The organism is Intrasporangium sp. (assembly GCF_030452765.1).
In the GTDB taxonomy this organism is placed as follows: Bacteria; Actinomycetota; Actinomycetes; order Actinomycetales; family Dermatophilaceae; genus Intrasporangium_A.
Genome location: NZ_JAKDLO010000072.1, coordinates 1 through 20,775, shown reverse-complemented (window position 1 = coordinate 20,775; position 20,775 = coordinate 1). Strand labels below are relative to the sequence as shown.

At 71.4% G+C, this 20,775-nt stretch carries 19 protein-coding genes and 1 riboswitch; of the genes, 9 read left to right on the top strand and 10 right to left on the bottom strand.

Going from position 1 to position 20,775, the window contains the following annotated elements:
• Positions 1-93: 93 nt before the first annotated feature.
• The 3 genes from L0H79_RS10925 to L0H79_RS10915 all read right to left on the bottom strand — a co-directional run bounded on the left by L0H79_RS10925 (position 94) and on the right by L0H79_RS10915 (position 4,408).
• A complete protein-coding gene (locus tag L0H79_RS10925; RefSeq protein WP_301484632.1) occupies positions 94-885 on the bottom strand; it encodes a phosphoadenylyl-sulfate reductase in 792 nt (263 codons plus the stop codon).
• The gene (locus L0H79_RS10920) at positions 882-2,612 is read right to left on the bottom strand and encodes a nitrite/sulfite reductase (RefSeq protein ID WP_301484631.1); all 1,731 of its coding nucleotides are present in this window, start codon (positions 2,610-2,612) and stop codon (positions 882-884) included. Before L0H79_RS10920 ends, L0H79_RS10925 begins: the two co-directional genes overlap by 4 nt.
• A 320-nt stretch (positions 2,613-2,932) precedes the next feature.
• Positions 2,933-4,408, bottom strand: a complete 1,476-nt coding sequence (locus L0H79_RS10915; RefSeq protein ID WP_301484630.1) for a PLP-dependent aminotransferase family protein — start codon at positions 4,406-4,408, stop codon at positions 2,933-2,935.
• A gap of 86 nt (positions 4,409-4,494) precedes the next feature.
• Here L0H79_RS10915 and L0H79_RS10910 point away from each other — a divergent pair, with 86 nt between their 5' ends.
• From L0H79_RS10910 to L0H79_RS10895, 4 genes are all read left to right on the top strand, one after another.
• On the top strand, positions 4,495-5,469 hold the full coding sequence (locus tag L0H79_RS10910) for a DMT family transporter (protein WP_301484629.1): 975 nt from the start codon (positions 4,495-4,497) through the stop codon (positions 5,467-5,469).
• Positions 5,470-5,577: 108 nt separating this feature from the next.
• Positions 5,578-5,916, top strand: a complete 339-nt coding sequence (locus tag L0H79_RS10905; protein WP_301484628.1) for a helix-turn-helix transcriptional regulator — start codon at positions 5,578-5,580, stop codon at positions 5,914-5,916.
• 1 nt (position 5,917) lies between these two features.
• The gene (locus L0H79_RS10900) at positions 5,918-6,562 is read left to right on the top strand and encodes a dihydrofolate reductase family protein (protein WP_301484627.1); all 645 of its coding nucleotides are present in this window, start codon (positions 5,918-5,920) and stop codon (positions 6,560-6,562) included.
• 9 nt (positions 6,563-6,571) lie between these two features.
• A complete protein-coding gene (locus L0H79_RS10895) occupies positions 6,572-7,039 on the top strand; it encodes an SRPBCC domain-containing protein (RefSeq protein WP_301484626.1) in 468 nt (155 codons plus the stop codon).
• A gap of 173 nt (positions 7,040-7,212) precedes the next feature.
• Here the strand turns inward: L0H79_RS10895 and L0H79_RS10890 are convergent, their stop codons facing one another.
• Positions 7,213-8,823, bottom strand: a complete 1,611-nt coding sequence (locus L0H79_RS10890; protein WP_301484625.1) for an FUSC family protein — start codon at positions 8,821-8,823, stop codon at positions 7,213-7,215.
• Positions 8,824-8,927: 104 nt separating this feature from the next.
• Here L0H79_RS10890 and L0H79_RS10885 point away from each other — a divergent pair, with 104 nt between their 5' ends.
• Positions 8,928-9,542 carry a bifunctional 2-polyprenyl-6-hydroxyphenol methylase/3-demethylubiquinol 3-O-methyltransferase UbiG gene (locus L0H79_RS10885; RefSeq protein ID WP_301484624.1) on the top strand — a complete coding sequence of 205 codons (615 nt, stop codon included), beginning with the start codon at positions 8,928-8,930 and terminating at the stop codon, positions 9,540-9,542.
• A 187-nt stretch (positions 9,543-9,729) separates the two neighbouring features.
• Here L0H79_RS10885 and L0H79_RS10880 read toward each other — a convergent pair whose 3' ends face one another.
• The 4 genes from L0H79_RS10880 to L0H79_RS10865 form a co-directional block, all read right to left on the bottom strand.
• A complete protein-coding gene (locus L0H79_RS10880) occupies positions 9,730-10,461 on the bottom strand; it encodes a CPBP family intramembrane glutamic endopeptidase (RefSeq protein WP_301484623.1) in 732 nt (243 codons plus the stop codon).
• A gap of 12 nt (positions 10,462-10,473) precedes the next feature.
• Positions 10,474-11,025, bottom strand: coding sequence for a nitroreductase family deazaflavin-dependent oxidoreductase (locus L0H79_RS10875; protein WP_301484622.1), 552 nt, complete (start codon positions 11,023-11,025; stop codon positions 10,474-10,476).
• A complete protein-coding gene (locus L0H79_RS10870; RefSeq protein ID WP_301484621.1) occupies positions 11,022-11,570 on the bottom strand; it encodes a DinB family protein in 549 nt (182 codons plus the stop codon). Before L0H79_RS10870 ends, L0H79_RS10875 begins: the two co-directional genes overlap by 4 nt.
• 103 nt (positions 11,571-11,673) lie before the next feature.
• Positions 11,674-13,218, bottom strand: a complete 1,545-nt coding sequence (locus L0H79_RS10865) for an acyl-CoA synthetase (protein ID WP_301484620.1) — start codon at positions 13,216-13,218, stop codon at positions 11,674-11,676.
• A gap of 67 nt (positions 13,219-13,285) precedes the next feature.
• Positions 13,286-13,350: riboswitch (guanidine-III (ykkC-III) riboswitch) on the top strand.
• Between the two features lie 9 nt (positions 13,351-13,359).
• Between L0H79_RS10865 and L0H79_RS10860 the strand changes: the two genes are divergently transcribed.
• The 3 genes from L0H79_RS10860 to L0H79_RS10850 all read left to right on the top strand — a co-directional run bounded on the left by L0H79_RS10860 (position 13,360) and on the right by L0H79_RS10850 (position 16,096).
• Positions 13,360-13,674 (top strand): multidrug efflux SMR transporter, encoded by a 315-nt coding sequence (locus tag L0H79_RS10860; RefSeq protein ID WP_301484619.1) that lies wholly within the window; start codon positions 13,360-13,362, stop codon positions 13,672-13,674.
• A gap of 110 nt (positions 13,675-13,784) precedes the next feature.
• Positions 13,785-14,945, top strand: a complete 1,161-nt coding sequence (locus tag L0H79_RS10855) for an acyl-CoA dehydrogenase family protein (RefSeq protein ID WP_301484618.1) — start codon at positions 13,785-13,787, stop codon at positions 14,943-14,945.
• A gap of 11 nt (positions 14,946-14,956) precedes the next feature.
• Positions 14,957-16,096 (top strand): acyl-CoA dehydrogenase family protein, encoded by a 1,140-nt coding sequence (locus L0H79_RS10850; RefSeq protein ID WP_301484617.1) that lies wholly within the window; start codon positions 14,957-14,959, stop codon positions 16,094-16,096.
• Positions 16,097-16,202: 106 nt separating this feature from the next.
• On the opposite strand, the gene L0H79_RS10845 is transcribed toward L0H79_RS10850, so the two are convergent.
• Positions 16,203-16,472 (bottom strand): hypothetical protein, encoded by a 270-nt coding sequence (locus tag L0H79_RS10845; RefSeq protein WP_301484616.1) that lies wholly within the window; start codon positions 16,470-16,472, stop codon positions 16,203-16,205.
• A 391-nt stretch (positions 16,473-16,863) separates the two neighbouring features.
• The gene (locus L0H79_RS10840; protein WP_301484615.1) at positions 16,864-19,227 is read right to left on the bottom strand and encodes a heavy metal translocating P-type ATPase; all 2,364 of its coding nucleotides are present in this window, start codon (positions 19,225-19,227) and stop codon (positions 16,864-16,866) included.
• 102 nt (positions 19,228-19,329) lie between these two features.
• On the opposite strand from L0H79_RS10840, the gene L0H79_RS10835 reads away from it, so the two are divergent.
• Positions 19,330-20,733, top strand: coding sequence for a sigma 54-interacting transcriptional regulator (locus L0H79_RS10835; protein WP_301484614.1), 1,404 nt, complete (start codon positions 19,330-19,332; stop codon positions 20,731-20,733).
• Positions 20,734-20,775 lie beyond the last annotated feature (42 nt).

Genomic DNA, 20,775 nt, shown 5'->3' with positions numbered 1-20,775 from the left:
TGCACTCTCGATCAGGGGAAGTGCACTCTCGATCAGGGGAAGTGCACTCTCGATCGGGGAGGGTCGTGGTTTCGATCGTCGTCGTCCTCGTCGTCATGTGTGCAGCCCGCATTCAGTCTTGGCGAAGCCGGCCCAACGGCCGGCACGAGGGTCCTCACCGGGGGCGACCCGGCGGGTGCACGGTTCGCAGCCGATCGACGGATAGCCATCGGAGAGAAGGGAGTTCACCTCGACGTCATGCTCCCTGGCGTAGCCGAGCAGCGCGTCGAACGACCACGCCGCGAGCGGGTTGATCTTGACGAGCCCGTGCTTCGCGTCCCACGTCACGAGGGGCGTGTCGGTCCGGGTCGGCGCCTCGTCCCGACGCACTCCGGTCACCCAGGCCTCGTAGGTCGGCAGGACCTTCGCGAGAGGGTCGACCTTGCGCAGCCGGCAGCAGAGCGCCGGGTCGCGCTCGTGCAGGCGCGGGCCGTACTGCGCATCCTGCTCCGCGACGGTCTGCTCGGGCACGACGTCGACCAGGGTGATGGGCAGATCGGCCGCGACGATGTCTCGGGTCACGAGGGTGTCGGAGAAGTGGTAGCCGGTGTCGAGGAAGAGCACGTCGACACCTGGCGCGAAGCGTGAGACGACGTGCGGGAGCACGGCATCCGCCATCGAGCAGGCCACGGCCAGAGTGCCGGGGAAGGTCTGCGCCGCCCACGCGGAGACCTCGTCGGCGGTCGGCTCGATCGTGGGCTCGGGCCCGGACGCGCCTGCACCAGCATTGAACTCGTCGACGAGGGCGCGCAGCTCGTGCTCGCTACGGCGGGGTCGGGGCACGCGGGGCGTCGGCAGCGCCGTCGGAGCCGGCGTCGGGCCGACAGGGTTCGGCCGCAAGGTCACTGGAGTGCCTCCTCGTCGGCCCGGGCCACCCACTGGGCGAAGCTCTGCCCGGGAGTCCGCTCGGCGGCATACCGTCGGACGACGCGTTCCACGTAGTCGGCGACCTCGGTTGCAGGGACCTTGAGGCCGCGCACGGTGCGCCCCAGCTCACCGGCGTCGCGTCCGGTGCCGGCGAGCCCGCCGCCGAGATGAACCTGGAAGCCAGGGACTTGAACCCCGCCCGATCCAGTGCCGGATCCAGAGCCCACCGTGATGATCTGGCCCTTGAGGCCGATGTCGGCGGTCTGGATGCGGGCGCACGAGTTGGGGCAGCCGTTGAGGTTGAGCTCGATCGGGCGGTCGAGTAGTGGCTCGAGGTCGGCGAGGCGGCGCTCGAGGTCGGCGATGACCGACACCGCCGAGTCCTTCGTGTCGACGATGGCGAGCTTGCAGAACTCGATGCCCGTGCAGGCCATGGTCGAGCGGCGGAACAGGCTCGGGCGGGCAGTGAGGCCGAGCGACTCGAGGCCGTCGACGAAGGCCTCGAGGCCCTCCTCGGGGACGCCGAGCACGACGACCTTCTGGAAGGCGGTCAGCCGGGCGGCATCCGCACCGACCTGCTCGATGAGGTCGGCCAGGCCGGCGAGAGTCGCCCCGCCGACCCGTCCGACGAGCGGGGCGGCGCCGACGTAGTAGCGCCCGTCCTTCTGCGGGTGGACACCGACGTGGTCGCCCGGCCCGACGGCGGGGGCCGGCGGTGGCCCATCGGGAAGGCGGTAGCCGAGGTACTCGCTCTCGAGGACCTCACGGAACCGCTCGGTGCCCCAGTCGGCGAGGAGGAACTTCAAGCGTGCCTTGTTGCGCAACCGCCGGTAGCCGTAGTCGCGGAAGATCCGCACCACGCCGTGCCAGACGTCCGGCGCCTGCTCCTGCGTCACGAAGACACCGATCCGCTCGGACAGGCGTGGCGTCGTCGAGAGCGACCCGCCGACCCAGAGGTCGTAGCCGGGGCCGAGCGCAGGATGGACGACGCCGACGAGGGCGATGTCGTTGATCTCGTGGACGACGTCGAGGCTCGGGTGCCCGGTGACCGCAGTCTTGAACTTGCGCGGCAGGTTGGTCAGCTCCGGGTTGCCGAGCCAGCGGCGCTTGATCTCGCAGATGACCGGCGTCGGGTCGATGATCTCGTCGGCGGCGACACCCGCGACCGGGCTGCCGAGGAAGCCACGGGTCGTGTCGCCGCACGCGGTTGTCGTCTCGAGCCCGACGGACTCCAGCCGGCGCCAGATCTCCGGGACGTTCTCGATCTCGATCCAGTGGTACTGGATGTTCTGCCGGTCGGTGATGTCCGCAGTGCCGCGGGCGAAGTCCGTCGAGATGCTGCCCAGCACGCGGAGGGCCTCCGGCGTGAGCGCGGCCCCGTCGGAGCGGATCCGCATCATGAAGTAGCGGTCCTCGAGCTCGTGCGGCTCGAGCTGCGCGGTGCGACCGCCGTCGATCCCGGGTTTGCGCTGCGTGTAGAGGCCCCACCAGCGGAACCGCCCGTGCAGGTCGGAGTCGGGGATCGAGTCGAAGCCGTCGCGGGCGTAGATCGTCTCGATCCGCTCGCGGACGTTGATGCCGTTGTCCTCGGCCTTGAACTCCTCCGTGCCGTTGAGCGCCGCCCGGCCATCGACCTTCCACTGGCCGTTCGACCGGTCGGCCCGCGGCGTGCGGAGTGCGCGAGGGGCCGTGTCCGTCACCGTCATGACGACGGAATCTATAAGGCCCGGTTATCAGATCCATAACCTTGTCCACTATGTGGGCGACGGTCAGTCAGTATGCCGCTGGTGGGCCTCCGCGCGGCGGCTGCGCTGGGGGTCGGGACAGACGCGTCGGTTTGACGGATCCGCAGCTCCGAGGTGCGGTCGCAGGTCTTCTCGGAGGTGCCGTCGCGACAGACGCGTCGGTTTGACGGATCCGCGCTGCCTCAAGGCGACCCATCTGCGTCAAGGCGACGCAGCTGGCTCAGGTCGACTTCGGAGGGAGGCGCCAGCCAGTCCGGATCAGCAGGTCGCACCCACGACGCTCAGACGGCGGCGATCTCGCGGCCGACCCGGTCGGCCTGGGTCTCGGGCAGGGTCGCGTAGCCGATCACGAGGCCGGTCATGGTGCTGTGCATCGCGAATGCCGTCAGCGGCGTGACGCGGATCCCCTTGGCCTCCAGCCGGCTCGCCACCTCGTGGTCGTCGACGTCGTCGGGCAGACGCGCGACCACGTGCAGCCCGGCGCACACGCCTACCTTCGGGAGCCACGGTGCCTGCTGCTCGAGGGCACCGACGAGTGCCGCACGCCGAGCGGCATACGTCCGACCTGCGCGAGCCAGGTGGCGCGCGAGGGCACCGGAGCCGATGAACTCCGCGAGCATCCGCCCGACGACGGGCGACACGTGCAGCCCACGCGTCTCGAGCTCGCGTCGGAGCGGGTCGAGCAGACGCGCCGGGGGCACGACCCAGGCGACCCGCAGCGAGGGCGCGAGGATCTTGGACGCCGTTCCGACGTAGACGACGTGGTCGTCGGCCCCGTCAAGGGAGTGGAGCGCCGGCAGCGGGGAGGTGTCGTAACGGAACTCACCGTCGTAGTCGTCCTCGACGACGAATGCGCCGTGGTGGCGGGCCCATTCGACGAGCTCGACCCGTCGGTTGACGGGCAACCTCCCACCGAGCGGAAACTGGTGGGCGGGGGTGACGTAGACCCCGGCGTCGCGGGCGGTGAGCAGAGTGGGGTCGAGGCCGTCGTCGTCGACAGGCACCGCCCGGACCCTGGCACCCTCCCGTTCGAGGGCCTGCCGAGGGTCGACGTAACCGGGGTCCTCCACGGCGACCTGGGCGCCGCGCCAGCCGGCAGCGGCGGCGAGTGCCGGCAGAAGGGCGTTGACACCGGGCACGACGAGGATCCGGTCCGGGTCGGCGGCGACTGCGCGAGTGCGTCGCAGGTGCCATGAGAGTGCCTGCTGCAGCTCGCCGTGGGATCCGGACACGCGGACGAACTCGTCGACCTCGCCGGATGCGCCCACGCGCCAGGCACGGCGCCAGTCCGCCTCGTTGATGAGGCGCGTGTCGGGGGCGCCCGGCCGCAGCTCGAGCGACGGCTGCCCGGCGACGGTGGGCGGCAGGGGCGGCAGGTCGTCGGAGCAGAGCCCGCGGCGCACCGACGGAGTCCCGACGGGAGCGGGCGCCCGGCTGAACCGGGCCGAACCGTCCGGGACATGGGTGCGCGCGCCCGCTCGGGCGGCGAGGCACGCGTCCGCGGCGACGATGGTGCCCGAGCCGGCAACCGCGTCGACGAACCCGGCCGCGGTCAGCTCGTCGTAGGCGGCCACGACCGCGCCACGACCGACGGCGAGCTGGGAGGCGAGGATCCGCGTCGACGGGAGAGCATCCCCTGGTAGCAGTCGGCCGGCGCCGATCTCCTCGAGGATCGCCTCGCTGATCCGGTGCCGGAGCGGCGCCTCCCCCGCTGGCAGGCGGAAGGGCAGGTCGAGGACGCGTGCGGTGCGGGCCATGACCTGACGATATCGCTAAGTGGTCTGTAGTCCGAGATGAATTCTGGATCTTGGATCAGACCAGTTTGTCCGTCACGATGGTCCTCGTGACAAGCAGAACCCGGATCCCCTGGCAGGCCAAGTACCTCGCACTCGCCCTCATCTGGGGCTCGAGCTTCCTCCTGATGAAGCTCGGCCTGCACGCCCTCGCCCCGGTCCAGATCGCGGCCCTGCGCATCTTTGCCGGTGCGATGGTGCTGCTTGTCCTGCTCCGGGCCACGGGCACCCGCCTCCCGCGGAGAGGCAGGGTGTGGGGGCACCTGCTCGTCTCCAGCGTCTTCCTCAACGCGGTGCCCTTCACCGGCTTCGCCCTCGGCGAGACCCGGGTCAGCTCGGCCCTCGCCGGGATCGGCAACGCGACGACGCCGCTCGCCGCGGTCCTCTTCGGGCTGGTCCTGCTGCCGAGCGACCGGCTCACCCGTCGCAAGCTCGTCGCCGTCATCATCGGCTTCCTCGGCGTCGTGACGATCATGCAGCCGTGGCAGGCCGCCGGCCGGCCCGACCTCGTCGGCTTCGGGATCGTCGTCGCAGCAGGTATGTCCTATGGGCTCGGCTGGACCTACCTGCGACGCATGCTCGCCGACGTCGACCTCGGTGGCCTCTCGCAGCCCACCGCCCTGCTGCTGTGCGGCAGCGCCCTCATGGTTCCCATCACCCTCGTCTGGTGGGCATTGGCACAACCCGGCCCCGCGCCGTGGAGCCTTGCGGGGCAAGGGGGCTCAGCGGCATACGGACCGATCCTCGCGGTCCTGGTGCTTGGGGTGGTGGGCACGGGGCTGGCCTACATGCTCCAGTTCGACGTCGTGCGCGGCGCCGGCGTCACGATCGGATCGACGGTGACCTACCTGATCCCGATCGTGTCGATCGCACTGGGCGTCGTCGTGCTCGGTGAGCACCTCGCCTGGCCGCAGCTCGCCGGCTTCGCGATCGTCCTCGCGGCCGCGGTCGTCATGGGGTTGCCCGAGCGGACGCGGCGCGTGCAGCCGACCCCGTGCGAGGCCGAGGGGGCCCTCACCCCCTGAGTGCGTGGATCGGCAGCCGCCGCCGGTGATGTCGAGAACCCCCTCCTGCGCTGACGAGACCGGCCAATCGGTTGACGGATCCCTGTGTCGTCCGTGATACTTAGGTATATGCCTAAGTATCATGACGCACTCGACGCCGTGCTCCGCGCGCTCGCGGATCCGACGCGGCGGGCCGTCGTGGAACGGTTGGCGAAGTCCCCAGCCGTCGTGTCCGAGCTCGCGGCACCGTTCTCGATGGCCTTGCCATCGCTCATGCAACACCTGCGGGTCCTCGAGGACGCAGGGCTGATCACGTCGGAGAAGCACGGACGCGTCCGAACGATGAGTCTGCGACCCGGCGCCCTCGACGTCCTGCACCTGTGGCTCGGCGAGCAGCGAACACCCGCAGAACGCCAGGCCGACCGGCTCGGCGTCCACTTGACCCGCACAACCCCGAAGGAGACCTGACATGACCCGCGTTCGCATCGACCTCAACATCTCGCTGGACGGCTACAGCGCGAACGACCAGACCCTGGAGAACCCGATGGGTGAGGACTGGGCGCGCATCACGGCGGCCTACGCCGCGACCCGCACGTTCCACGAGCGCGTCTTCGGCGACACCAGCGGCACCGGCACGACCGGCGTGGACGACTCCTACGCCGCCGCGTACTTCGAGGGTGTCGGCGCAGAGATCATGGGCCCGGCCATGTTCGGCCTGCACTCGTTCCCCGACGATCCGCACTGGAAGGGGTGGTGGGGTGACCAGCCGCCCTTTGGCACGCCGGTCTACGTCCTCACGCACACCGCGCCGCGTCCACCGATCCCTATGCCCGGTGGAACGACGTTCCACTTCCGCAGCGCGCCCATCGAGGACGTGCTCGCCGAGGCGACCGAGGCCGCCAGCGGCCTGGACGTGCGTGTCGGCGGTGGCGTCAGCACCGCACGCGCGTTCCTGCGTGCGGGCGTGGTCGACCATTTGCATGTCGCGATCGCCCCGATGCTGGTCGACCGGGGCGATCGACTGTGGGACGAGCTGCGCGGCCTCGACCTCACCCATGAGGTGACGACGGACGTGGCCGACAGCGGCACGATCCACGTCACCTTCGCGAGATAGGACGCGCGCATGACGACCGAACGCCGCCTCGCCCGCGCCGGATTCACCCTCACACGTGTCTACCCTGTTCCCCGAGAGCGCGTCTGGGCCGCGTTCGCCGAAGAGGAGCAGAAGCGCGCCTGGTTCGGCGCGGGCGGTACCTTCGAGCCCGGCGAGTGGGTGTTCGACTTCCGCGTCGGCGGACGCGACGTCGACGAGGGAACGTTCCACGACGGTCCGGTCTCACGATACGAGGCCACCTACACCGACATCGTCGAGCACATCCGCATAGTCACCACCTACGACATGTGGCTCGACGGGACCCACATGTCGACCTCGGTGGCGTCGTTCGAGTTCGAACCGATCGATGAGGGCACCCGGTTCACGCACGTCGAGCACGGCGTCTTCTTCGACCAGTTCTGGGCCGACGCCCCGAACCGCGAGGCAGGCAGCCGAGGCCTGCTCGACGCTCTGGGTGACCACCTCGCCCGACAGTGAGAACGGGGATAGGAGCATCGCCCCCGGATCGATGGCTCGTGCCGATCGTGCAGACGGGTACGGATAGGCCGGAAGATCACACTCGCCTGCACGGACTCCGGAACATGCAGGCCATCTGTCCAGAACGCCTCCGGACATCGACATCACGGGAGGGATCCCTTCCGGGGAGGCGATCACGGGTGCCCGGGCCCCGACCAGCATGCCGCAAGAAGGCCGTATCCGGCGTCCTGGGTCGCGAGGTGGCGCTGCCAGTGGGGCCCGGCGTCGGCAGGGGCGTTGCGGTAGGCGGTGTCGGCGATGCGAACCGCCTCGATCAGCTCGAGCTGGAGGTCGCGCCGGGCCTCGAGCGCCGCGTCCGACTGCGGCCCGGTGGCCACGACGATCCCGTCGAGCCGGGTCATTGCGCCCTCGACCCGGTCGAGCTGGCCCGGCAGGGCACGCCGGAGCAGGCTCTGTCCCACCGTCCACAACACGACGACGGCGACCGTGACGCCGATGAGCGTGTCGATGAGGCGATCTCTCATGACCTCGCCGGGATCCAGCCCCGGCCCGGTCATCACGAGCAGGACGAGCGTCGTGATCAGGACGACAGCGACGGCGTAGTTGCGCACGATGACCAGCTCGATGAGGAACTGCAGGACGGCGAGCAGGACGATGAGGACGTAGTCGTGGGGGTGGGCGGCATACACGAGCGTGAAGACGAGCAGGCCGACGACGGTCCCGATGAGACGGTGCAGCGCCTTGTAGGTGCCCACGAGACGATCGACGCCGCTGTGCAGGATGAGGATGGCGCTCATGACCGCCCAGTCGGGTCGGCCCGTGGCGAGCAGGTATGCCGCTGTCCCCGCCACCGCGGCCGCGACGAGGACCCGCGTGGCCAGGATCGTCGGGAGGGTCCCGGCGTGCAGCGAGCGGCGCAGCAGGTAGCGTCGCCGCGGCGACCCGAGCGGGATGTCCTCGGCCAGGCGCCCGTCCGGGTGGGTCGGCGCGGGTGTCGGGCTGGACTCCACGCCCAGGGTTGCCGCGAAACGCTCGTGCATCCCGTGCAGGGCCCGGCTCGTCGCGCTGTCACGCATCCCGGCCTCGTCGATGGCCGTCCACGCGGCGTGCAGGGCCATGGCGGCATCGGTGCGGGTTCGGCTCGTGGCACGTCCCGCGTCCACCGCCGCGAGATGCCGACCGAGGGCGGCGTCGGCGGCGCGCAGGCGCTTCGCGACCGGTCCGTGCGGCGCCCGGAGACCGGGCAGGAGCGAGAGCACCATCGCGGTCGAGCCGCCGAGGAGCGTCAGCGCCGCGAGCTCGCCGACCGCGATGCCGCGGGCGGACAGGAGCGAGCCCATCGAGGCCACCAGGGCGAAGAAGAATCCGCCCGGCGGGCCGACCTGCAGCGCGCTGGCGAGGAAGGTCCCGAGGGCCGCGAGGATCGTGACGCCCGCGATGACGACCAGGCCTGCCGCCGTCACCGTGCCGGGCACTGCGCCGAGGCCGGCGGCCAGGCGCTCGGTCAGGGCACCGAAGACCACCCCGCCCAGCAGGAGCGACACGACCACGCTGAGCAGCCAGGCCCGGTGCCGGTACGGGCGGTCGGTGCCGTACATGGCGGCGAAGGCCCCCATCGAGACGAGCAGCGCGTGGCTCGGGTTGCCGATGACGGTCGCGACGGTCGCGGCGATGCCGAGCGAGAGCCCCGCCACGATGGCCACCTGCCGCCGGGACGGTGACGGCGCTCCCAGGAGCAGCCGCTTGTGCTCGAACGGTGGCGGGGCGTCGCGGGGGGCGGGCACGGCCCATTGTCGCAGTGAAGGCCTGCTGCGCATCCGCCGGTCGAACGGGCGCCATGTCCCTGACGAGCGGACAGTTCCGGACGCAGCGGTGGATGATGTGTCCTATGAAGGCGCGCGACTGGGACGAGCGGTATGCCGCCGTCGACCTCGTCTGGTCGGCCGGCCCGAACCGATGGGTTGAGCAGGTCGCCGCTGACCTGCCGCCGGGCCGCGCGCTCGACGTGGCTGCCGGCGAGGGGCGCAACGCGATCTGGCTCGCCTCGCGGGGGTGGTCGGTCGTGGCGGCGGACTTCTCCGAGGTCGCGATCGAGCGGGCCCGGCGGCTCGCACTGGACCAGCTCGGCGCCGATGCCGGGCGTTTCACGGGGGTCGTCGGCGACGCACTCGCACCGGCCCCGGAGGGTGGCCCGTATGACCTGGTGCTCTTCTCGTACCTCCAGCTGCCCGCGAACGAGCGGCGGCGGGCGTGGTCACGGGGTATCGAGGCCGCGGCACCGGGCGGGCGAGTCGTCGTGATCGGCCACGCCGCCCGGAACCTCGGCGAGGGCTGGGGCGGACCGCAGGATCTCGCCGTGCTCTACGATGCCGACGATGTCGTCGGGGAGGTTGCCGACCAGCCGGTCGAGGTGGAGTCGGCGGAGATCATGGTGCGACCGGTCGAGACGGAAGACGGGATACACGAGGCGTTGGACACGGTCGTCGTGCTGCGTCGCGTGTGAACAGTCGGACAGGGCGAGATGCACTGTCGAATGCGATTACTGCACTGTCGATTGGGAATCGTGCACTGTCGAATGCGATTACTGCACTGTCGAATGCGATTACTGCACTGTCGATTGGGAATCGTGCACTGTCGATCGGGGTTGCCGATCGAGCTCTCCAGCGGGTCGGCGCCGGTTCAGCGCCGGTTCAGCGGACGAACTGCCAGGCGAGCAGTCCGAACAGGACCCCGAGCCCGTTGGTCGCCCAGTGCATGCCGACGCTCGCCAGCAGGCTGCCGGACCGGCGCCGCAACCACGCGGCAACCAGACCGCCGGCCGTCGTGAACAGGACCGTACCGGCGACGACCGCGAGGTTCGCCAAGGGCCCCAGCCGGATCGCCGCCATCGCGATCGCCTGGTTGGCGCCGGCCGAGGCCATCGCCGGCAGCACGTGCCAGAGCCCGAACAGCAGCGACGAGGCGAGCGCCACCTGCCAGATCCGGGCGTGGCGGGACAGGAAGCCCCACAGCACGGACCGGAACGCGATCTCCTCGAACAGGACCGTGCCGACCGGGATCATGACGAGCGCCGTCATGAGCGCACCGGCCGGGGCGAGGTGGTAGCGGACGTCGAGGAAGGCGGTGCGCGTCATCGGCAGCAGCACGCCGGCGAGGTAGACCAGCCCGACGAGGGCGATGACGCCGCCGCCCCACCGAAGGCCCGGTCGCCACTGGTGCCGGCCGAGTCCCAGCTGGGCCCAGGTCAGTCCGGACCACCGCGCGAACGCCAGCAGCCCGGCCGCGCCGACGGGGCCAAGCCAGATCGTGTTCCAGTGCAGCAGATGGTTCGCGAGGTTGACGCCGACGAGGCTTGCGACGACGGCCAGTGTGGCGACCGGGGTCGGCGCGTGGCGTCGCTGGGTCAAGGTCGCCTGGCTCATTGGGCCCTATTATCACACGTTCCCGGCTACCCCGTCGCCGGTGTCCACGAAGCCGGGACGGAACGCCACCATCGGTAGCTGGTCGACGAGCCGGCGCCGAGCCGGCGTCGATCCGTCGTAGTCCCACCCGACGAGCTGGCTCAACACGGGTCGCACGACGGGCGCGAGCAGCCGGTTGCGCCGCTCGTAGTCCGCAATGACCTGCTCGGCCTCCTCCACCGGGAGGATCCGGTATGCCGCTCGCCGCGGTCCCGCGCCGAAGCTGACCTCCGCGCTGCCGGCCGCCTTCAGGTTGCGCAGCCAGTCGGCCTGTGGGCCGAAGCCCGAGAGCACGGTCGCCTCGCCCGTGCCGGGGGCGTACCGGACGACCTCGAGCACCGTGTGGAAGGTCCGCCCGCTGCGGCGCCCGACGTGGGTCAGCTGGAGGAACCGGTGCCCGAGCAGCCGGCCCCAGCCCCGCCCGTAGAGCGTGTTCGGCAGTCGGAGCGCCTGCTTGAGCCATACCGGGAGCTCCTGCGAGGTCGGCGGCACCCGACCCGGCCCGACCGGGTCCACTCCCGTCACGAGGCCGCCCCCCTGCGCCGGAGCAGCAGGCCGCGCAGGTACTCGGCCTGCCCGAGGTGCTTCTCGCTGTCCTCGAGGATCGAGAGGGCCCGGACCGCCACGGTGACCGGCGGGTCCCAGCTCGGGTCGATGACCTGTCGCCAGTCTTCGTCGGTCATGGCGTCGAGCCAGCGCATCGTCAGGTCATGGGTTGCGTCGTGGTAGCCGACGAGCAGCTGCCCGTCCTCGACCGCGAACCGGCCCACCTCCTCAGCGGACTGGCCGTATCCGCTCGCCCCCCGTTTGTAGGCCAGCCCGAGCCTGCCGTGCCACTGCGCCTTCCACGGCGACTCGAGCCCGGACAGGTGGGCGACCTGGCCGTCCTGCTGACGGGTCAGGTGCCAGACGAGCCAGCCGAGCGGGTTCGCCTCGGCGTCGACCCCCCACGACAGCTCGTCAGTGCTCAGTCCCTCGAGGACGGATGCGACCCCCTCATGGATACGGTCGAACCCGTCACGCAGGAGCGCGACAGCCGCGGAATCGGTTCTCTCGGAGCTGCCTGTCATCCGTCGATGGTGCCACGTTCCGACCAGTGACATCCCTACCTGGTGGAGACGGCGAGCTCAGTTCATCAGTCAACTGACCGATAAAGAGGACACTCGGGCATCGTCACGGACGGAGGGACAGGGCCCGCCGCCGCAGCTTTCCGTTCGCGGTGCGCGGCAGCGCCTCGACCCAGACGACCTCGCGAGGGCACTTGTACGCGGCGAGGTGGTGGGCGGCATACGAGAGCAGGGCCGCGCTGTCGCGACCGGCACCCGCGCGCGCGACCACGAATGCGACGACGATCCGCACCCCGGGGCGCACCTCGACGTCGGTCACCGCCACGTCCGCGACCGAGGGATGGCCGGCCAGGCACTGCTCGACCTCGACCGGGGAGACCCGGTAGCCGAGCGGGTTCATGAGGTCGTCGGCCCGGCCCCGGAACGTCACGTAGCCGTCCGTGCCGATCGAGACGAGGTCACCGCCGACGAACCACGGCCCGCGCCGGACCGCCGCCTCCTCCTCGGGCCGGTTCCAGTAGCCGAGCATGAGCCCCGGGTCCGACTCGTGGACCGCCAGCAGGCCGACCTCGCCCGGTGGCAACGGGTCGGTCCCACTCTCGGCAGGCAGCACGGCAACGCACCGTCCCGGCTGCGCACGGCCCGGGCTGCCCTCGCGTACCGGCGTGCGCGGACCCGACGAGATGAACGTCGAGATCTCGCTCATCCCGAGCGCCTCGTACAGCTCGAGCCCGGTCCGCGCCCGCCACTCCTCGAGCAGCCTTGGTGCGAGGGCCTCCCCGGCCGTCACGCCGTACCGCAGCGAGGCGAGGTCGGCGGTGGCGAACCCGGGCGAGGCGAGCAGCTGACGGTAGATGCCCGGCACGGCGGCGAAGATCGTCGCCCGGTACGCCTCGACGAGCCGCGCCCAGACGCCCGGGTCGCGAGGACCGTTGTAGATCAACGCGGTTGCCGCATTCGCCCACGGGTCGGTCAGCCCGACGCCGAGCGTGTACGTCCAGTTGAACGCGCCGGCGTGCAGCAGCCGGTCACCCTCTCGCAGGCCCAGCCACGCAGCATACATGGGCCGTCGTCCCCACGCGGAGCGCTGGGCGTGCAGGACACCCTTGGGGCGGCCCGTCGTGCCAGAGGTGTAGACGAGGAAGGCGGGGTCGTCCGCGGGGGTCATCGCGTATGCCGCTGTGCCGGCGCCCGCCCGCCAGCGCGCGACCTCGCGGGGCGTGATCCGTTGCACCCCGGTGGGCAGCTCGAGGTCGAGCGCGCCGTCGACGGCTATCGCCCGGGCGCCGGAGTCGGCCAGCAGGAAGCGGGCCTCGGGGGCGGTCAGCTGCGCCGACGACGGGAGCGAGACGAGACCGGCGGCGATGGCGCCGAAGTGCAACAGCGCGTAGTCGCTCGTGTTCCCCAGGCGGATCATGACCCGGTCGCCGCGCTCCAGGCCGAGCCCGCGCAGGCCGGCCGCGACCCGCCGGACGGCCTCGTCGAGCTCGGCGAAGCTCCAGTGCTCGGCCTGCTCGCGCGGGGCGGCTGCGTCAGTGACGACGAGAAGGGCGGTGCGGTCGGGGTGGCTCGCCGCGGCCCGGCCGACGACGTGCGCGGTCAGGTTGAAGCCGGACGGTGCCGGCTCACCCGTGTAGCCGAGAACCGCCATGCGGATCAGCGTAGGCCCGCCACGTGGACGGGCCCGCCGTGTCAGCGGGCATGTGAGACCGTGGCGGGCAGAGGCAGGTGATGCCTCCCGGACGAGGGGTGCCGTACCCGGTCGGCGACAAGACGGCCCGGGAGAGCTGAGATGTACTGGCCCGTGCTGATCCTGTCCGGTCTCCTCGAGGCGGTCTGGGCGACCGCCCTCGGCCGCAGCGAGGGACTGTCGCGGCTCGGCCCGAGCGTCGTCTTCCTCGTGGCCGCGGCGTTGTCGATGGTCGGCCTCGGCTATGCCATGCGAGGCCTGCCGACCGGCACCGCCTATGCGGTGTGGACCGGGATCGGCGCGTCCTTGACCGTCCTCTACGGCATGGCGACCGGCGCCGAAACGGTCTCGGTCGCCAAGGCGGTGTGCCTCGTTGCGATCGTCGCCGGGGTGGTCGGGCTCAAGGTGCTGCACTGAGGCTTGTGGAGAGCACTACCCCTTCGCCCGCCACAGCCCATAGCCCACGGCCCCACCGGCATCGGTCATGATGGGGGCACCCACATAGCAAGCCGAGGAAGAGGTGGCCCATGCGACTGCGGCTCAGCGACGAGGACGCGGCCTTCCGCGCGCAGATGCGGGAGTTCTTCACGACCAAGGTGCCCCGGCAGATCCGCGACGCGGTCGCCGCGCGCAGGCACCTGACCCGCGAGCAGCTGGTCGAGAGTCAGCAGGTCCTCAACGCCGCCGGCCTCGCCGTCCCGCACTGGCCCGTCGAGTGGGGCGGTCGCGACTGGACCCAGCTGCAGCGGCACATCTGGCACGAGGAGCTGCAGCGCGCCGGCGTCCCACCACCGCTGTCCTTCAACGCCAACATGGTCGGCCCCGTCATCGCGGCCTTCGGCTCGCAGGCGCAGAAGGAACGCTTCCTGCCGCCGACCGCCAGCCTCGACATCTGGTGGTCGCAGGGCTTCTCCGAGCCGGATGCCGGCTCCGACCTCGCGTCGCTGCGCACGACCGCGGTCCGCGACGGCGACGAGTTCGTCGTCAACGGGCAGAAGACGTGGACGACGCTCGGACAGTACGGCGAGTGGATCTTCTGCCTGGTCCGCACCGACCCCGACGCGCCGAAGAAGCAGATGGGCATCTCGTTCCTGCTCATCGACATGACGACCCCCGGCCTGCAGGTCCGCCCGATCCAGCTCATCGACGGCGGCCACGAGGTCAACGAGGTGTGGTTCACCGACGTGCGCGTCCCGGCCGACAACCTCGTCGGCGAGCTCAACCACGGCTGGGACTACGCGAAGTTCCTGCTCGGCAACGAGCGCGTCGGGGTCGCCCCGGTGGGAGCGAGCAAGCGGGTCCTCGCCGACGCCAAGGGCTGGGCCCGCTCGGTCGACCTGCTCGGCGACCCGCTCGTCGCGGCCCGGTTCGCCGAGCTCGAGAACGAGCTGCTCGCCCTCGAGCTGACCGCGCTGCGCGTCGCCGCGAACTCCGCTGACGGCAAGGCCGATCCAGCGTCCTCGGTGCTCAAGCTGCGGGGCACGCAGCTGCAGCAGGACGTCAGCGAGCTCGCCGTGGACCTCGCCGGTCCCGCAGGCGTCGCGTCTTTCGGGGGCGACGGGTCGGCCGCGCCGGAGTGGGTGCGGATGTCGACCCCGGTCTATCTCAACCTCCGCAAGGCATCGATCTACAGCGGGTCCAACGAGATCCAGCGGCAGATCATCGCCAAGACGATCCTCGGGCTCTGAGAGGCAACGACATGGACTTCACGTATGACGCTGAGCAGGTCGCTCTGCGCGACGCGGTTCGCGCTCTGGTGGGCAAGGCGTACGGCGACTTCGAGAACCGGCGGCGTGTCGTCGCCGCCGACCCGGGCTTCGATGCGGTGCTGTGGCACGGCCTCGCCGAGATGGGAGTGCTCGGGCTGCCGTTCGCCGAGGCCGACGGTGGGTCGGGGGCGGGTCCGGTCGAGGTTGCGGTCGTGGCCCGGGAGCTCGGGCGGGTGCTGGCCCCGGAGCCGTTCCTGTCATCGGTCGTCATGGCCGGCGGCCTCGTCGCCGCGGTCGGCACCGATGCCCAGCGGGCCGAGGTCCTGGGGGCGCTGTCGGCCGGGGATCGGGTGCTGGCCTTTGCGCACACCGAGCCGGGCGCGCGGTGGACGGCCGCCGCTGCGGCGGTGAGCGCCATACGGCGGGATGATGGCTGGCTGGTCACGGGCACCAAGGAACCGGTCGGGCACGGCGCCCGCGCCGACCAGCTCGTCGTCTCGGCTGTCCTGCCGGACGGCGGCACCGGGCTGTTCCTCGTCGACGGCTCGGCCACGGGGCTCACCCGTCAGGGCTACCCGCTGGTCGACGGCGGGCGGGCCGCACTGGTCACCTTCGAGGGCACACCCGCCGAGCCGCTCGGTGAGCCGTCCGACCGGTCGGCCGACATCGAGCGTGTCCTCGCCGGGGCCCGGATCATCGCCGCGAACGAGGCGCTCGGCGCGATGGAGGTGGCCCTCGACACGACGGTCGGCTACCTGGGGAGCCGCAAGCAGTTCGGGGTCACGCTAAGCCACTTCCAGGCGCTCACCTTCCGGGCAGCCGACATGTACGTCTCGCTGGAGACGACCCGCAGCCTGGTCGCGTGGGCGAGCATGGTCCTGGCCGAGGCACCGGAGCAGGTCATCGAGGCGGGGAGCCGCGTCGGGCTCAAGGTGGCCCGGGCCGGGCGACACATCGGCCTGGAGGCGATCCAGCTGCACGGCGGCATCGGCATGACGGCGGAGTACTCGATCGGCACCTACACGGCCCATCTGACGGCCCTCGAGCAGCTGTACGGCAACGGTCACGAGCACCTGGGCCGGCTCGTGGCCACGGTAGGCGACCACACCGAGGTCGATCCGCTGGAGTGACCTGCCCGCTCGAGTGACCTGACGCCCGCTCTGCCGACCGACTCCTTCCCGCCCTACACCCAGGCATGCTGGCAGACAAAGCCATGAGACGGCTTGGTCTACGAGGTCAGGTGAGCGGGGCCGCACCCCGGGAACCGCCGAGCGACTGGGCGGAGGCCTGGCGGCCTCGCACGCGCTCCGGGCCGGAGACCCTCGATGGGCCGCGCGTCCCTACCCACAGCGCGACGGCTGCGGCGATGAGGAAGAGGCCGAAGAGTGCCTCCGACCATGGCGTGGTGTCGTGCGACACGTATCCGATCAGCAGCGGATAGAGCGTGAACTCCAGGATGGGGGTGCTCGCGAGCAGCAGCGCGAGGGCCGCCAACCGCCACGTCAACCTTGGCTCGTCAGCCGCTAGGAATGGCACTGTCGCCAGGACAAGCGGCCACCCGAGCATCCAGAACCAGACGGCCACCAGCGTTCCCTCGCCGCGAGCACCGAGACGACGCCCGAGGCTCCCAGAAGCAGACACACCACGGCCCGCCGCACTGCTTCCCCCGACACCATGACCGGCCCCTGTCGCATCGTTGTTTGGTCTTCGGGCATGGTACGGGCCGAGCCCTGCGGCGTGCAGCCGATCGACCGGACCGACGCACGCAGGCCCGGGGGCGAGTGAGCGCCCCTCTCACTGGTCGCCTGGGCTGTCCTGCCGGATGGCGGCACCGGGCTGTTTTCCTCGTCGACGGCGCGGCCACGGGCCTCACCCGCCAGTGCCTCGATGGTCGGCGTCAGTCGGGCATGAGGCTGAAGGCGCCTTCCTCCTCCTGGGCGTTGTGTAGGCGCAGCACCGCATAGAGGCCATAGAGCAGCCGACGCAGCTCGACCACGTCCTCGGCGGTGGCCTCGCCCTCGATCCCGTCGACCAGGCGGTGCAGCCGCATGACCTTGCGCTCTATCTCGGCGTGCACCCGGCTGACCGCCATCGCGTCGCCCTGCCCGATGGTGCGGGCGATGAACGGGACGAGAAGCCGCTCGTCCCGACGCTCGTGGGGGACGAGCTCGTCGTCGATCCGGACCAGGAGGGCACGTGTCGGCTCGAGGTCCGGGCGCAGCGTCGACAGGCCGTCGGCCACCTGCCGGATCACCTCGACGACGACCAAGGTGTCGTCGTGGTCCTCGCGCAGCCGGCGGCCGAGCGCCTCGTCCTCGGGCGAGAGGGTGATGGTGTGCAGCCGCGTCGGCAGCAAGCCGCGAAGGGCGATCCCGATCGCGGCGAGGTCGATCCCCTCCTGGAGTACAGCCCCGGCGGCCGGTGGCAGGTAGCCGAGGGCAGCGACCACCATCGCCACCAGGGACAGGCCCATCCCGACGCAAACCGCCTGCAGCGCAATGCGCTTCGAGCGTCTGGCGATGAGGACGGCATCAGCGAGAGCATCGATCCGGTCGACGGTGAGCACGACGTCGGCCGCCTCGGACGAGGCCGTCGCACCGCGCGCGGCGACTGCCACACCCACGCCGGCGGCAGCCAGTGCCGGCGCATCGTTGACCCCGTCGCCGACCATGATGGTGGGCGCGGTCCGCGACTCGGCGGTGATGACGGCCAGCTTGTCCTCCGGGCTGCAGTCGGCGATGACCTCGTCGACCCCGACGAGGCGCCCGACGGAGTGCCCGGCGTCGGCGCGGTCACCGGTGACGAGGACGACCCGCTCGATCCCGACGTCACGCAGCGTGCGCACCATGCGCCACGCATCCGGGCGCACCCGGTCCTCGAGCAGGATCGCCCCGATCCCCTCGCCGTCGACCGACACGTGGACCGAGAGGGCATCCTCGAGGGCCGCCCGCCGTCGGACCTGCCGCACCCATGCCGGAAGCGGTTCACCGACAGCCCAGGCCGCTCGCCCGATCCGGACCAGCCGGCCTCCGACTCGCCCCTCGAGCCCGACGCCGTGCACCTCGTGGACATCGGTCGGCAGCTCGAGCGCCAGGCCCCGGGACGTCGCGGCCGTGACGATCGAGCTGGCGAGGACGTGCGGCGAGACCTGGTCGAGCGAGGCCGCCAGGCGCAGCACCTCCGCCGGCGCAGGACCCCCCGGCACACCCAGCACCGAGGACACCGTCGGCCGACCCTCCGTCAGGGTCCCCGTCTTGTCGAACAGCATGACCCGGCCGGTCCCGAGCTGCTCGAGGGCTCCCCCGCCCTTGACGATGACGCCGAATCGCGCCGCCCGTGAGATCCCCGACATGATCGCGATCGGCGCAGCGAGCAACAATGGACAGGGAGTCGCCACGACGAGGACGGCGACGGTACGCACCGCATCACCGGTCAGGGCCCACGCCGCACCCGCCAGCACGAGCGTGAGCGGCACGAAGGCGAGGGCGAACCGGTCAGCGACCCGGACGAACGGCGCCGACGACGCCTGGGCCTGCTCGACCAGGGCGACGAGGGCGGCATAGGTCGAACCGCCCGAGTCCGCCGTCGCGACGATCGTGACCGGTGAGCCCGCGTTGACGATGCCACTGCGCACGTCGTCGCCGGTCGGCCGATCGACCGGGAGTGGCTCACCGGTCAGCGCCGACTCGTCGAAGGCGCCCGGCCCGAGGAGGCGCCCGTCGACCGGGATGATCTCGCCGCTCGCGACGAGCAGCTGGTCCCCGACAGCGACCTCCTCGACCGGAACCACTTGCACACCAACCGGGTCCAGTCGTCGCGCGGTCCGCGGCGCCCGTTCGACGAGCAACCTGAGCTCACGCCTGGCCCGCGCCGCGGCTCGCTCCTCGAGCCATTGCCCCGACGCGAGCATCGCCGTGACGATCGTCCCCGCGAACGGCTCGCGGACCCAGAGCGCACCTGCGAGCGCCAGCAGCGCTATGACGTCCACGGTCGCCTGGCGTCGGGCGACCGCGACGGCGACCATCGCAAGCGACACGACGAGCCCGAGCACCGTCCCGCCGACCCAGATCGCCTCGGCCAACGCCCCCCGGTCCGCGAGCCAGGCCAGGCCACCGGCCGCGAACGCGACGAGCGACGCGAGCAGGAAGCCCGTCTCCCAGTGCGCGACGAGCCAGCCACGAGGGGAGCGTTTCCGCTGGGACGTCGCTGAACGGCATACCACAGCCGGCGTATGCCGCTCAGCCGGCCGGTGTGCGCTCATCACGTCTCGCTCCTCCTCCGGAGGCCGAGTCTGCCTCGGCCGGGCAGGGGCGGCATGGGCCCAAGGTCCCGGGTCCGGAGGATCGCGTCGTAGCGTGGGTGGATGGATGCTTCCACGACTCCGGCCCCGGCCGTGACGACCCTCGGTGAGCTCGTCGCCGGCGGCTACCGGCACCGGTCCGTCAAGGAGGAGGTCCGCGCCAACCTCGTCGCGCGACTGCGCGCCGGCGAGACGGCCTTCCCCGGGATGGTCGGCTTCGAGGACAGGGTGCTGCCCGAGCTCGAGAGCGCGCTGCTGGCCGGGCACGACTTCGTGCTCCTCGGCGAGCGCGGGCAGGGCAAGACGCGGCTCATGCGGACGGTGGCGGGGCTGCTCGACGAGTGGAGCCCGGCGGTCGAGGGGTGCGAGATCAACGACGACCCAGTGGTGCCGGTGTGCCGGCGGTGCCTGCGGCTGCGTGCCGAGTGCGGTGACTCCCTGCCGGTCGTGTGGCGGCACCGGTCAGAGCGCTACTCCGAGAAGCTGGCGACACCCGACACGAGTGTCGGCGACCTCATCGGCGACGTCGACCCGATCAAGGTCGCGCAGGGCCGCACGCTCGGCGACCCGGAGACGGTGCACTACGGGCTCGTGCCCCGCACGAACCGCGGGATCTTCGGGCTCAACGAGCTGCCCGACCTGGCCGAGCGGATCCAGGTGGCGCTCTTCAACGTGCTCGAGGAGCGCGACATCCAGATCCGGGGATATGCGCTGCGGCTCCCACTCGATCTGCTGCTCATCGCGACGGCGAACCCGGAGGACTACACCAACCGCGGCCGGATCATCACCCCGCTCAAGGACCGGTTCGGTGCGGAGATCCGGACGCACTACCCGGATGAGGTGTCCGACGAGGTCGCCGTCGTGGCGCAGGAGGCGCGGCTCGTCGCGGACGTACCGGACCACCTGGTCGAGGTCATCGCCCGGTTCACCCGCGGGCTGCGCGAGTCGGCGTCGGTCGACCAGCGGTCGGGGGTGTCGGCGCGGTTTGCGATCGCGGGGGCCGAGAGTGTCGCCGCGTCGGCTCTGCGGCGGGCCGCCCGCACGCACGAGGACGTCGCCGTGGCGCGGATCTGCGACGTGCCGACGATCGTGCCGACGCTGCTCGGCAAGGTCGAGTTCGAGATGGGCGAGGAGGGGCGCGAGCGCGGGGTGCTCGACCACCTGCTCAAGGTCGCGGCGGCCGAGACGTTCCGGGCGCGGCTGGCCGGGCTCGACCTGACCGGGTTCACCGGGCTGTTCGAGGACGGGTCGGTCGTCGAGACCGGTGACCTCGTGACCGGGGCCGAGCTGCTGGCCCAGGTCGGGCCGGTGCCCGGCCTGTCCAAGGTGCTCGACCGGCTCGGCGACGGTGACGACGCCTCACCCGGGCACGTGGCTGCCGCAGTGGAGTTCGTGCTCGAGGGGCTGCACCTGACCCGGCGAATCGAGAAGGACACGGTGGCCGGGCGGACGGTGTATGGCGCCTGAGCCAAGGCGTGAGGATCGACCGAGCGCCAGCGAGGGAGGACC